Origin of the sequence: Aeromonas sp. Y293-4 (assembly GCF_027705905.1) — a bacterium.
GTDB lineage: Bacteria > Pseudomonadota > Gammaproteobacteria > Enterobacterales > Aeromonadaceae > Aeromonas > Aeromonas veronii.
Genome location: NZ_JAPDCI010000028.1, coordinates 1 through 12,615 on the forward strand (window position 1 = coordinate 1; position 12,615 = coordinate 12,615).

At 56.9% G+C, this 12,615-nt stretch carries 17 protein-coding genes; 15 read left to right on the forward strand and 2 right to left on the reverse strand.

Annotated features, from left to right (window positions below):
* The 14 genes from OKC31_RS20210 to OKC31_RS20275 all read left to right on the forward strand — a co-directional run.
* A partial coding sequence (locus OKC31_RS20210) for a DUF4113 domain-containing protein (RefSeq protein ID WP_270657527.1) occupies positions 1–324 on the forward strand: 324 nt, incomplete at its 5' end.
* A gap of 447 nt (positions 325–771) precedes the next feature.
* Positions 772–1,200 (forward strand): hypothetical protein, encoded by a 429-nt coding sequence (locus OKC31_RS20215; RefSeq protein WP_270657529.1) that lies wholly within the window; start codon positions 772–774, stop codon positions 1,198–1,200.
* 76 nt (positions 1,201–1,276) lie between these two features.
* A complete protein-coding gene (locus OKC31_RS20220; protein WP_270657530.1) occupies positions 1,277–1,528 on the forward strand; it encodes a hypothetical protein in 252 nt (83 codons plus the stop codon).
* A gap of 78 nt (positions 1,529–1,606) precedes the next feature.
* The gene (locus OKC31_RS20225; RefSeq protein WP_270657531.1) at positions 1,607–1,969 is read left to right on the forward strand and encodes a hypothetical protein; all 363 of its coding nucleotides are present in this window, start codon (positions 1,607–1,609) and stop codon (positions 1,967–1,969) included.
* Positions 1,966–2,181 carry a hypothetical protein gene (locus tag OKC31_RS20230; protein WP_069554008.1) on the forward strand — a complete coding sequence of 72 codons (216 nt, stop codon included), beginning with the start codon at positions 1,966–1,968 and terminating at the stop codon, positions 2,179–2,181. The genes OKC31_RS20225 and OKC31_RS20230 overlap by 4 nt, the downstream gene beginning before the upstream one ends.
* Positions 2,181–2,507, forward strand: coding sequence for a type IV toxin-antitoxin system YeeU family antitoxin (locus tag OKC31_RS20235; RefSeq protein WP_270657532.1), 327 nt, complete (start codon positions 2,181–2,183; stop codon positions 2,505–2,507). The genes OKC31_RS20230 and OKC31_RS20235 overlap by 1 nt, the downstream gene beginning before the upstream one ends.
* Before the next feature lie 28 nt (positions 2,508–2,535).
* A complete protein-coding gene (locus OKC31_RS20240; RefSeq protein ID WP_136501382.1) occupies positions 2,536–2,799 on the forward strand; it encodes a hypothetical protein in 264 nt (87 codons plus the stop codon).
* 1 nt (position 2,800) lies between these two features.
* On the forward strand, positions 2,801–3,118 hold the full coding sequence (locus tag OKC31_RS20245) for a hypothetical protein (RefSeq protein WP_270657534.1): 318 nt from the start codon (positions 2,801–2,803) through the stop codon (positions 3,116–3,118).
* Positions 3,119–3,199: 81 nt separating this feature from the next.
* Entirely contained in the window at positions 3,200–4,126 is a 927-nt protein-coding gene (locus OKC31_RS20250) for a DNA cytosine methyltransferase (protein ID WP_270657536.1), read from the forward strand.
* A 172-nt stretch (positions 4,127–4,298) separates the two neighbouring features.
* On the forward strand, positions 4,299–5,756 hold the full coding sequence (locus OKC31_RS20255) for a DNA sulfur modification protein DndB (RefSeq protein WP_270657537.1): 1,458 nt from the start codon (positions 4,299–4,301) through the stop codon (positions 5,754–5,756).
* Positions 5,757–5,843: 87 nt separating this feature from the next.
* Positions 5,844–7,091, forward strand: a complete 1,248-nt coding sequence (locus OKC31_RS20260; RefSeq protein WP_100653254.1) for an AAA family ATPase — start codon at positions 5,844–5,846, stop codon at positions 7,089–7,091.
* A 172-nt stretch (positions 7,092–7,263) separates the two neighbouring features.
* Positions 7,264–9,231 (forward strand): cobaltochelatase CobT-related protein, encoded by a 1,968-nt coding sequence (locus tag OKC31_RS20265; protein ID WP_270657538.1) that lies wholly within the window; start codon positions 7,264–7,266, stop codon positions 9,229–9,231.
* 201 nt (positions 9,232–9,432) lie between these two features.
* Positions 9,433–9,990 (forward strand): helix-turn-helix transcriptional regulator, encoded by a 558-nt coding sequence (locus tag OKC31_RS20270; RefSeq protein ID WP_270657540.1) that lies wholly within the window; start codon positions 9,433–9,435, stop codon positions 9,988–9,990.
* Entirely contained in the window at positions 9,971–10,810 is an 840-nt protein-coding gene (locus tag OKC31_RS20275) for a tyrosine-type recombinase/integrase (protein ID WP_064341948.1), read from the forward strand. The genes OKC31_RS20270 and OKC31_RS20275 overlap by 20 nt, the downstream gene beginning before the upstream one ends.
* A 214-nt stretch (positions 10,811–11,024) precedes the next feature.
* Here the strand turns inward: OKC31_RS20275 and OKC31_RS20280 are convergent, their stop codons facing one another.
* Positions 11,025–11,525: an SRPBCC family protein gene (locus OKC31_RS20280; RefSeq protein ID WP_005334766.1), complete on the reverse strand. Its 501-nt coding sequence runs from the start codon at positions 11,523–11,525 to the stop codon at positions 11,025–11,027.
* 160 nt (positions 11,526–11,685) lie between these two features.
* On the opposite strand from OKC31_RS20280, the gene OKC31_RS20285 reads away from it, so the two are divergent.
* Positions 11,686–12,105 carry a GNAT family N-acetyltransferase gene (locus tag OKC31_RS20285; protein WP_270657541.1) on the forward strand — a complete coding sequence of 140 codons (420 nt, stop codon included), beginning with the start codon at positions 11,686–11,688 and terminating at the stop codon, positions 12,103–12,105.
* On the opposite strand, the gene OKC31_RS20290 is transcribed toward OKC31_RS20285, so the two are convergent.
* Positions 12,095–12,613 carry a hypothetical protein gene (locus tag OKC31_RS20290; protein ID WP_005353702.1) on the reverse strand — a complete coding sequence of 173 codons (519 nt, stop codon included), beginning with the start codon at positions 12,611–12,613 and terminating at the stop codon, positions 12,095–12,097. The genes OKC31_RS20285 and OKC31_RS20290 overlap by 11 nt on opposite strands.
* Between the last annotated feature and the right edge of the window lie 2 nt (positions 12,614–12,615).

Genomic DNA, 12,615 nt, shown 5'->3' on the forward strand with positions numbered 1-12,615 from the left:
TGCCCTAGCGATGATACCCGGTTGCTGCTGCAGCAAGTGAACGTGCTGCTACCGCAGATTTGGCGCGACGGTTACCGTTATCAGAAGGGGGGAGTCATGCTGAGTGAGTTCACCCCCAAGGGGCAACAACAGGCAGATCTCTTTGCCCCGTCCTCCGCTCAATCAGATGCGCTGATGGCAGTGATGGACCAGATCAAAGCCAAGGGATTGGGGCGCGTAGGCTTTGCCAGCCAAGGTACGGGGTCGCCTGAGTGGATGATGCGACAAGAGCACCTGAGCCCCTGCTACACCACCCGCTGGGAGGACCTGCCGGTGGCGAGGTAACCAAGGCACAATGAGGCCGCTACTTGGCCGCAATAGGACGTTTTGGAAAAGTGCTGCGAATGTAAGCGGGGCCCGGTGACGACTTCTAACTGCGCGGCGGCGGGGTCGTCCTCCCCCCCCTCCTTTTTTCCGACCCTCTCCCCCCCCTTTTTTTGTGTTCGCGGGCTTCTTTTTTCTTTTATCGCGCTCGATTCATCGCTAACTCATTGATTATAAAGACCAATGCGTTTCCTATCATAGGAAACACACCCTCTCTCAATGATGGCTTTTATCTATTGAAATCAAGAGATTCAACGCTATTTTCGATATTACCCCACCCCACAAATAGCCCCATACAGATCCCCATAACTTAGCGAACTGCCTGACTACCCCCTAAAGGGGGTATTAAATCTTGGGGCGACCGGCTCGGATAGTCCGACCGGATTTACTTCGACCATGGAGGTCGCTATGAACACCATCGCTACTACCGCTATGACCGCCCAACAGATCCACGCCGCCATCGTAGATGGCACCGTCAGCGTCACCGAGGCCAAAGCTGTGCTCCGTGCCCGTATTGCCAAGGCCGAGGCCGAAGGCCGCAAGCCACGCGCTCCGTCCATCCAACTCCTGAAGGAGTTGGAAGACCTCAAGCCACGCGCCAAGCCAACGGCAGCTACGCTGCCCAATCCCGTGGACGCCCTCAAGGCCGCCAAGCCAGCCAAGCCTGCGAAGCAGCCGCAACCTGCGAAGCAGGCATCGGCCAAGGCCGCTGACGCCAACGCGGATGCGTTGAGCAACGAGCAACTGCTCGACCTGCTCCGTGAACGCGCAGCGTCAGACAAGTCCTTCCTGTCCAGCGTTGGGATGCTGTTCGTCGAACTCACCCAAGCCAAGTAATCCACACCCGCAATACACCGGCCCTCACGCGACAGCGTGGGGGCTTTTTTTATGCCCAAACCAAAAGGTACGCACCATGAGCCTCTTCGCACTCAACATAATCGCACTGTCCATGATCGCCCTGACCTGCATCGTTGCCCCGTTCAACGCAGATGCTGCCGAGCTGCCACCGCAGCCCACGGCTGCATCCATGATTGGCCATCTTGAACCAGTGCAACCGACACTCGTTGAGCGTCCAGACCAACCCGAGATCGTCCTCGATATGGTTGCGCTCAATGAATCCATCGTGAGTGAGGCACTGGCAACCATCAAGGATGCCAAGCAATAACGCGAGAGATAACGCTTACACATCCCCCGTGAGGCAGCCCTAATGTGGCTGCCTTTTTTCGTTTCAAGGAGAAACAACATGATCGAGTTCAACGATTCATTCAGCCAAGCCGCAGTAGCCGAAGCCCTGCGAGCACACGAAAGCCTGCAAGAGATCGTCAACCGCAACCTGATGGTGCGTGGTTGGGAGCACGACTATGACGAGACCGGCAAGCGCACCAGTCCACCGCACATCAAGCCCGTGCCAACGATGCACAAGACCACGCTGTACGTGAACCCGAGCGACATGAGGGACAACCTGCCCCGTGAGATTGGCTTTGCGTGGTGGGAGCGCCAGTGCAACGAGCATGGCTACCCCGTGGGTGAATGGAAACGCACCATCGTGGGTGCCTACTTCAACCACGGCACCAATGAGCAACCGAACTGGGGGAGCCACACATGAAAGTCAGAGTCACCGCCCGCTTCAAGGGCAAGGTTGTCGAGACCGCAGTGATGTCAATCGAGGCGCTGATAGAGCGCCTTATTGATGCCAACGAGGTGGCCAAGTGCATGGGTATCCGTGAGCAACTGGCCGACTACAACAAGACAAGCGTGGTGCGCTTTACCCAGTGCGTAAGGGGCAGGCGCTACACCATGACAGCGAGGAAAGAGTGATGAGCATCTTCGAGGGACACACATGGGGACTGGGCACCCCGAACCTGCCCAAGCTGGGGGCTCGGGCCATCCTGCATCGGGGAAGCGTGGACTTCCTGGGCGACCGTGCCGGTATCTACGGTGAGCCAAGTGCCGAGTGGCAAGCCGAGTGCGACAAGGTGCTGCCGCACTTCCTCAAGCAGCTGACCAAGATGGCCAAGGCATACCAGATATGCACCGACATGGACGAGGTGTTTCGCCTCGAACACAAGGGCTGGGTGTGTGAGGCCAGCCCCAGGCGTAGCTATGGCTACCTCTACATCGACATCTACCGCCCCGCTACTTAGCGGGGTTTCTGTTTCAAGGAGAGACAACATGGCCAAGATAACCTTTCGCGCCAAGGTGAATGACGGGTACGTGAAGATCCCCAAGCTGGGCCGTCAGCACTGCGACATGAATGCGTTCCACTATCACCCACGTTACGGGGCATACAGCAACTCAACGCTGTTCCCGCAGATGCTGGCCCGCATTGCCAGCGACCTGACCAAGGGCACCGGTCACCTTAACGTAGCCAAGCTGCCCGCCAACGTGGAAGTGGACACATCCAAGTTCCTCGCCACCGTAACCATCGAGGTGTGACATGAAGCGAGTCACCATCAACAGCGTGAATGCCAAGACCGGTGATCCCATGACAGTCACCGGCCTGCCCGCAAGGCTGGTCGTTCAAGGCGAGCTGCTGTACTGCATCGTCAACGATGGGACGCTTACCCACTATGCCAGTGGGCGGGCAATCACCACCAACGTGAACAGCGCCAAGTACCAGCTGCTCTACCACTTCCGACACAAGCGGGTGAGCACCAAGCAAGCGGCGCAGTATGCGTTAGACCTCGTTGTCCAACGGGTCGGGCTGGCCAAGTTCAAAGAGACCATCGCCAGCGCCCCCATCATCAACCACTGACCATATTCCCAGCCTCGGGAATATGGTCACTAACCCCAACGCCCCTCACATGAGGGGCTTTTTGTTTCACGGAGAAACATCATGTTCAAACCAACTGTTCACTCATACTTCTCAGGCGCTGGCATGATGGACACCGGCCTTATCTTCGGTGGCCTGCCCATCGCCCGCTCGTTCGAGTTAGATCCGCTGGCCTGCAAGGTGCAGGCTGCCAACTTGGGCGACCACGTTGAGAACGTGGACGTGACCCAGCTGTGTGTGACTGGCCAAGGTGAAGCCGATGTGATCATCGGCACCTACCCATGCACCAAGTACAGCAACATTGCCGACATCAAGGGCACCCGCACGGGTGACGACTTGTTCCTCCACTTCTTCCGCCACATTGCGTTGATGCGGCCCGAGGTGTACGTGGTCGAGAACGTACCTGGGATGACCAAGTTTCCGGTGGTGATGGAGGCCATGACCCAGTTGCCGGACTACTACGTGACCACGTTCAACCCAGTGCGGGCAGAGCACATGGTTCCCCAACGCCGTGACCGGCTGATCATCATGGGCAGTCGCCGTCCGTTCACATGGAATGCCCCCGACAAGGGCAAGGTGCCAAGCCTGATGTCTCTGTTAGAACGTGACCCCGAGATAGTCATTCCGCCCTCGGTCTATGCCCGCCTCAACGGGCAGTACCGTGACAAGCCAATCATCAGCGACCCCTTTAAGGGTGACATCGCACCCACCTGCCTAGCCCACTATGCCAAGGACAAGGGCACACGACTGGTGATAGACCCAGTGACCCGCAAGCCGCGTCCTTACACGGTTCGTGAGTACGCAAGGTTGATGGGGCTGCCCGACTTCTTCACCTTTGACGCACCCGACAGCGATGCCTATCGCATGATTGGCAACGGCGTTGTGTTCCACAAGGGCGTGTGGGTGGCGAATGAGATCGTGAGGTATTTTTCTCACTCCCATCGACAATCAAGACCACTCACAAGAGCTGCTTCACATCAGAACGTCTGAAAGATACCCCTTGGTTTTCTCTGACTCCTTCTCATTAACTTTCTCACGCTTCATTCGCGCAAAAAAGAGACCCTAAAGGGTCTCTTAAATCTTGGGCTGACCAATCCGGTCGGCCTTTTTAATGGGGCCGGTTCCTTTGGGGACTGGCCCTTTTCACATCTGGAGAAATGCTATGAACGCAAAAGTAGAAACCACCACCCTGTACGCCAACATCACCGACCTGTTCGACATCCTCAAGGACTTCAACAAGGCCAAGGTCAGACTGGTCGGTCGGGGTGCCACCAAGGATGTCATGGGGTGGAGCCGAACGGCGAGTGAGCACGTTTGCTTTGGCTCGGTGACAGGGCGCACCACCGAGCAGAGCTTGCGGATGCACCTGTCGAACCTGCTGAACGAGGACATCGACCACCTCAAGCAGGAAGTGGCGCATAAGGGCTATGACGCCGTGCTGTCCACCGTCAAGGCGAACCTCTTGGTGTTCAAGGGGCAAGCCAAGCATACCGCCCTGGGTCAGTTGGACGAGCTGCAATCCAAGAGCTTTATGGAGGCAGTGGGCGCACTTCCGCAGCCGACTGAGGGGGTGAGCGAAGCGAGCACCCCGAAGGAGGCGGAGGCCAAGGGGGACGAGTGGGTATTCAACGTGCCCGCCTTGCGTGGGTTGCAGGGTTGCCGTGCTTACTACGCCGTGACCATGCCCTATCGGGTACTCGCCCGTCTGTTGCAGATCCAAACCGGCTTTGCCGCTATCGAGCGAGCCCAACGTGAAGTGAACAAGTCTCGGGTGACTGACCTTGTGGACTACATGGGCCAAGCAGGATACGCCCTGCCAGCCCTGACTGGGTGTGTCGAGGGTAAGGCCGAGTTTACCGGCGACCACATGGGCACACTCGCCATCGACATGGGAGCCAAGATCTTGCTGGCTGATGGCCAACATCGGGCGAGTGCAATCGTCAACAAGGTGGAGGCTGATGCCGCGCTTGCGGGTGAGTCAGTAATCATCCAGTTGTATACCGGCCTCACCTTGGACGAACGGCAGCAGCAGTTCTCTGACCTCAACAGCAAGGCGGTCAAGCCGAACGCCTCGATCAACAACCTCTACAACCACCGCAAGGATGGCAGCCAAGTGGCTCGGGCCGTGGCCAACGCCGTGTTCCCTGGGCTTATCGACTTCGAGCGCACCACCTGTGGTGGCCGCAGTGAGTTCCTGTACCCGTTCAAGACGCTCATTGATGCCAACAACGTGCTGATGAACAAGCGTGATGGTGAAGCGTGGCAGGAGGAAGAGAAGGTTGATGCCCTCAAGATCTGGGCGTTGATCATGAAGCGGGTGCCGGTCACAACCGCAGCCGGTTCAGGGGGTAACGTGGCCAAGCTGCGTGAAGGCTCGGTGCTCGGCACTGCCGTGGGCCTGATGGTGCTGGTCTGGGTAGCCAAGGTGCTGATGGAACAGGAGGGATTGAACGGGCTCACTCACCTGCGTAAAGCCGACTGGGACAAGGGTTGGTTCGGTTGGCAGGGCAACGTGATGTTGGGGGCCAAGATGATTAAGAACGGCGGCAGTATCAAGGATGGTGCCCGCGCCGTGTTAAGCCTGCTTGATATGCCTGTTACGGGCGTGTCCGGTAATTGACGATACCCCAAGTCATTTTTGTTGCCTTTAAAGGGTCAAAGAGTTTTCAACATTGGTCGGATCATTTACGGATGTGAGGAAAGCCGCATGACAACCTCAAATGAATCAAAAAAAGAACCAGCCGCAGTCGCCTCGTTAATCATTGAAGCCAGCAAGCACGTCAACAAGTCGTGGCAGGAGCTGGCCCACTTGGCGTCCAACTGGATGGTTGCCCAAGGGCTGGAGACACCGATAAGCCAGCAGGATCTCGCCTCGCTGGCAGCTTGCATGATGTTCACCGGCAAGCCCAAAGCCCCAGACGCTGGCGACCGTGACTCGTTCTTCGAGTTCATCGGTGTGAAGCAGAAGCCTAAGGAGGACTTGGGCGCTGGGGTGGCGGTGGAGATAGACGGGTGCAAGGGTATGCTGCGTTACCGTCTGGCCAAGGACATGTTCGATACCACGCTGCGTGTCCCGATACCCACCATTGAATGGGCTGACCAAGCCCCGCACTCCGTCCCCCAGATCAATCCCTTCTACGAAGTCACCCCCGTCTTTCACGATGTCTTGACCGCCATGGCTATGGGCTTTCGCTCATGGCTGTTCGGTCATACCGGCACCGGAAAGACGGCGGCTATCAGGGAGATCTGCGCACGGTGCAGCTTGCCGCTGGTGCGGATCAACTTCGATTCGGAAATGACCCGTGCTGACCTCGTTGGCAAGACCGAGTTGCTCAACGATGGCGGCACGACCGTGAGCCGGTTCATTGAGGGTGTGCTGCCCCGTGCTCTCCCGCACGTTGGGGTAGTGCTGCTCGATGAACTGGACTTCATCCGGCCCGACCTCGCCTACGTCATGCAGGCGGTGCTGGAGGGGGATGAACTGGTACTGACCGGTGATAACGGTCGCCGTGTACCGGTGCATCCGCAGTGCTGGATAGTGGCCGCAGCGAATACCTGTGGCCAAGGTGATGATGTCGGCCTGTACCGAGGGGCGCGTGAGCAGTCCGCCGCATTCCTCAACCGGTTCCAGACCTTCATCGACTTTGAATACATGGAGTGGCCCAAGGAGGCAGCCTTGCTGGAGCGTGAGACCAGCCTGCCTACCCACATCTGCGAGAAGCTGTGCCTGTATGCCAAGGAGCATCGGGAAGCGTTCGGCAGGCGTGAGGTGCTCACTCCGATCTCGTACCGCCAGTTGGTCACGATGGCCAACCGGATGATGTTCATGTCCCGACATGCAGGCGTCTTGCCGCAGGACGGAGTATGGGAGGCCATGGAGTTGGTGGTCTTCAATGCCATGCCTGCACATGAGCGCGTCAAGATGACGGGCATCGCACAACGGTTAAGCATCTAAGGAGGATGTGATGGGTTAAAGCGACATTTCTAACCTGCCCGTGTGGCCGGTCATCCTTCGACTGGGGGGACGGGTACTACACCCGTTCCATTGGTAAGGCGAAACGAATGTAACCGAGCGGTAGCAACGGGGGCCAAGACGGCCCCCTTTTTTATGTCATGGAGATATGAAAATGAACTCGACCGATCTGGTAATTGAGTGCAACGCGATAGCCCGCGTGTTGGGCAGATCGCAGGTGCGCGTAGAGTTTGCAGGGAGTGAGGCGTGGAATGACGGCTCCCTGATCCGCCTGCCCGAGATAGCTGCGGGCAAGGTAAGTGACGACAAGGTAGCGATGATGCGTGGCTATACCGACCATGAGACTGCGCACTCGCTGTTTACTGACTTTGAGTTTTTCCGGCAACACGACAAGACCAAGGCCGACCAGATCAACTATCTGGAAGACCCACGGATCGAGGCGGCCTACCAGCAGCAGTACCCTGGGGCGTGGAGTAGCTTGAACGCCATGCGTCATGTGTCGGCACAACTCCAGCTTGATGCACTGGCCAAGGTGCCGCCGCATCTGCTCGACTGGGGACGGCTGATCTTCGGGGCGGTCAAGTGGACGGCCTCGCAGATGATGGGCCACGGTGGTGACGTACAGCGGGAGCTGGTTGCCATGATACCGGAGCACTACCGGCCACTGGCCAGCGAGTTTGCGACCCGCTCGATGGCGGCCAAGAGTACCCAAGAGATAGCGGCGCTCGTTGACGAACTGCTTGAGCGGCTCAATTTTGAGCCGGAGCCACAGAAAGCGCCTGAACGCGAGCGGGAGCCAAGCGAAGGGGATGACAAGGACGAGGGCGAGGATGGGCAGGAAGGGCAGCCCAAGGGCGTTGGTGAGGACGGAGAAGGTGACGAGGGCCAAGAGGATGGCGGGGAGTTAGGTGGCCAAGGAGAGCAGCAAGCGCCGCTCATTGACGAGGCGGCCATCCTGAGCGGCATGGCCAGCCGTGAGGTGGGCTTGCCCAAGTTCAACCTCCAGCTGTTCGAGTACAAGCACGATGACGCCCACGTCTGCGGCGTAGCCTTCTCGGCCAAGGAGAAGGTCGCCATCAGTCCGATGGGTTCCCATGCCAAGAGCATCCTCAAACGTGCGCTGATAGGCGTTGATGACAGCCGCTGGCTGGGTGGCCGTGTCCATGGCCTGCTCGATGCCAACGACTTGGTACGGGCCTACCAAGGCGAGGATGACGTTTACCGGCAGCGCACCAAAGACCCCGAGCTTGATACCGCCGTCACCCTGCTGATTGACATGAGTTCCAGCATGAGGGGCGAACGGATTGAGTGGGCCACCAAGACGGCGCTGATGTTGGGTGATGCGCTCGACTCGCTGGGTGTGCCACTGTCAATCCTGGGTCACACCACCATGGCCCTGCACAACTACGCCATCTACCCCAAGGCCGATGTGGATCAGGTGTTCGCATTTGCCAACGACAACCGCCACCCCCAGCTTGCTGCCTTCAAGTTCCAGAACGCCGACCAGACCGGACGGAAGTTGAAGGGCGGACGCTCGGGCAAGGTGGTTGAGAGGCTGGCCATCAAGGCGTATGAGCGGTATCAGCTGGGCCACTCACTCAACGCGGACGAGGTGTACGGCCTCGGCTGCGCGTTGACGAGTGCCCCAGGGTATATCTCATCCGACCCGTTGGTGGTGTTTAATTTGTTAGGGTTCGGGGTGAGGATCAGAAACGCCCGAGATGTGATCGAAAGGTTGCCCTATTTAGTGGGTGTGTACGGAGCCAATAACATTGATAACCGTGCTATTGAGTTTGCTGCCAATCAGATTGGGAAGTGTAAGCAGAAGCGCAAGATACTTTTAATGTTATGTGATGGCATTCCATATGCGCGTGGGGCACTTTCTAACTTATTGAATTCCTGTACCCATAACACCCTAGCTAATGTGTCCACCCTTGGTATCAAGGTGATCACTTTCGGCTTTGGTTCAACAAGTGTTAAAGGATGTACCCATTATGATGTAACATCAGGCTCAATCGGGCAGATAGAAAAAACAGTCCTTTTTGTTGTCAATGAAGTGCTAAAAACATCATACCCTCGCCATTCCCCGAACAGAACTGGTGCAGTGGAGACAACCATATGAAAGCTAGACCGGCATATAGGATTAGGTTGAACTGGATTAGGATGGCTCCTGCACATAGAAGAAGTCTCGTTAAGAACCCAAACTGGTGGGTGCTTGTCGCCCAGCGGGTGAAGTCAGGCGTGAAAATCGAGGATGCTATCAGCCAAGTGGAGAGTGAGTGCGAGGCTAGACTCGCGGCTCGCAAGGCAAATGGAGATTAATATGGATAGTTTAGAGATTGAGCGGATCTTGCATCAGTTTCAAGGCCTGGAGCTACAGAACCGCATTTTGGAAAAGAAGTTTAATAACTTACAAAACGAACATCAGAAGACACTTGATGTAATCGAATCGCTTAAATCGAACCTCGCTGAATTACAACTGCAACTTGCATCATTTGGTATTGCACCATCGCACGACAATGAATCGCTACGAGAACTCAGCGACCTGACTCCACGCCAACACGTTATCCTTCAATTATTTATTGAAGGATTTAACTACGACCAGATGGCTCACCGGATCGGGGTCTCGATTAACACAATCAAGACTCAGGCCAAGGCCATCCGTACCAAGTGGGGCGTGGACAACCGATCCGACCTGATATTCAAGGCCCGCCGTGCCATCGGTAGCGTGGCTGACAATGTGTATGTCGAGATCAGTGGTGGGTTGCCGAAGAACTGGGGTGAAGAGTACGCTCACCTATCCAAGGATGAAGACCCACATTACGTGTTATACCGGCCAAGTAAGGGAAGAGGTGCTGGACATGAAGACGAAGAAGATTGATGGCAAAGAGTTGGCGACCATGAAGGACGCCGCCCTTTGCTACCTATCCGATAAGGAACGGTCAAGATCGACCACTCATATCGTCTCGAAGCTGGCCCCTTTTTGGGGCCAGTTTCGTTTGGTCGATGTGAACCAGCGGACGATGGATGACTACGCCAAGGGGCTGGTCGGGATGGCCCAAGCAACCAAGGCGCGGATGTGCAGGCAGGCCCGCACGGTCTACCTGTACGGGTGCCGTGAGTTTGACCTCGCACCCAAGGGGATCAAGGTGCCGACCGAGGGCAAGCACTGCGCCGAATTTCTGACCAAGCCTGAACTGGCCAAGTTGTTGGAGGGGCTGACGGATGAAGCCAGGGCCATTGCGACCTTCATGGTCTATACCGGCGCACGGTATTGCGAGGCCCGACTGGTAGAGGTGGATGACCTCAAGCAGATGGGTACGGCGTTGATGTGCCGATTACGCCACAGGAAGGGCAGCGAGACGCTTTGGCGCGAACGCTGGGTGCCGGTGCATCCGAAGGTACAGGAAGAGATTAAGCAGCACGGTAGCGTCTCTGGTGCGCTCTGGCGCAATGGCCAAGGGAACCGCTGGCACAAGGACGCGACTGCGCTACGCAAGCAGATGAAGCGGGTAGCAGCCAAGCTCGGGTTCGAGGCTCGGCCCCATGTGCTGCGGCATACCTTCGGGACGCTACTAGCCAATGAGGGGGGAGACCTGCGGATACTGGCGGAACTGATGGGCCATGCCAGCTTGCAGCAGACCCGAACCTACATCAATGCAGGGAATCAGGAGGCCGCCGCGCTGGTCGGGAAATTGTGATGGGTCACATTTCTGGTCATGGCTGTGACCATTGTTGTGACCATGCATGACCATACGTGACCACGGGCTAGTTAAATAGCGCAGTGGTCAAATCTGGTCATGTCTACTACAGTTTATTAAGCCGATACAAGCAGTTAGGTGAGGGGGACATTGCGAAGCCTGAACTGTTTCAACCGGCCTTTTGGCCGGTTTTTTTTATGTCTGACATCCGGGATTACTGGGCCAGCGCCTTCAACTGCGCCTTGTCTGGCGGATTGTTCCAGTCGATGGGGCCATGGGTAAAACGGTACTGTAACCGTGGCAGGCTGGTCTCCAGCCACTCTTCCCGAAAATAGGCATAACCCTGATCCCAATCCGGATCATTGGCCCAACCGCTCTGCAGGAAGTAGAGGCGAGTGCCCTGCCCTTCCGGCACAAATCGCAGGCAAACCTGGGTCTTTTGCTGGCGGATATGGGGTAGGCTGGGCGGGAAATTCCAGCTGAAACTGAGCAGGTCATAGGGCATGACGGCCATGACCCGGCACCCTTCGCTGCCACGTTCACCCAGCGGGGCATCAGGCCTGAAGTAGATCTCGAAAGGACCATTCGGTTCGGCCACCATCAAACATTCGGGAGCCAGAAAACTGCGCAGACCGCTTTCGGTAGTCCAGGCGTGCCAGACATCGTCTATGTGCGCCGGAACAAAAATGTTGCCTTCAATCAGTTTATTGTCCATAAATCAGCGATCCTCAAGCCATCCATACAAGGGACTCCGGCAGTATAGCCCCATGGCAAATACAATGGACAGTGCTTAATCACACCCTTGTCATTTGCATCGATTAACCTGCCGCTGTGCAGCTGCCTCAATGAACATTAGCTTGATCCGGGAGGGCATCATGATCCGGCTCATGGAAGAACACGACATTCCCCAACTGGCCCGGCTGTTTTTAAAGAGCCGCCGCCACACCTTTCACTGGGTCGAGCCCGCCCGTTTCCAACTCGAGGATTTCGAGGAACAGACCAAAGGTGAACAGGTGTGGGTAGCCGAACAGGGGGGCAATATCTGCGGCTTTATCGCCATCTGGCAGCCCGATCACTTCGTCCATCACCTCTATGTGTCAAGCGACTGGCACGGTCAGGGGATAGGGCGCGCCCTGCTGGAGCGGGGCCTCGCTGATTCGCCGCACGGCTCGCTCAAGGTTGCGACCCGCAACACGGCGGCAGTAGCCTTCTACCATAGGCTAGGCTGGCAAAACAGTGATGAGACAGGCCACTGCGAGATCACCGGCCCCTGGTGCAAGTTGCTCAGAAGCTAGCGGGACGCCCGGCACCTGCGCTTTGCGGCTGAACAGGCACCAGCGGTGCCGGGGGAAAGAACCAGCGGTAGAGATCGAACCAGCCATCTCGCTGGGCAATCACGACCTCGTGCACCGGATCGCGCTGGAAGATCGCCACCTTGTTTTCAGTCAGCGGCACCCAGGCATAGTTGACCAGCGCATATTGCGACTGGATCAGGTTGTACTCATTGAGATAGGAGTCATCGTTACCCGATTCGTGCAGTTGGGTACGACTGTCGATGAGGTAAACAAGCTGGTTGAAGAAGGTAAGTTGAAAACCGGTCACTCGCCACTTCTCCCTGGTCGCCTCCTCCTCTTCGATCACGGTGATTTTGCCCCAGCGGCACACCCCGTGATAGTTGACTCCATTGGCAGACATTTTCAGGTCGTAATGGCAGCCCAGACTGTTGATAAACATCCCGACCACAAACAGCAGCACGACAAGCAGTGGCAACAGCAGCAAGGTATTTTTCAGCGTTCGTTTCATCA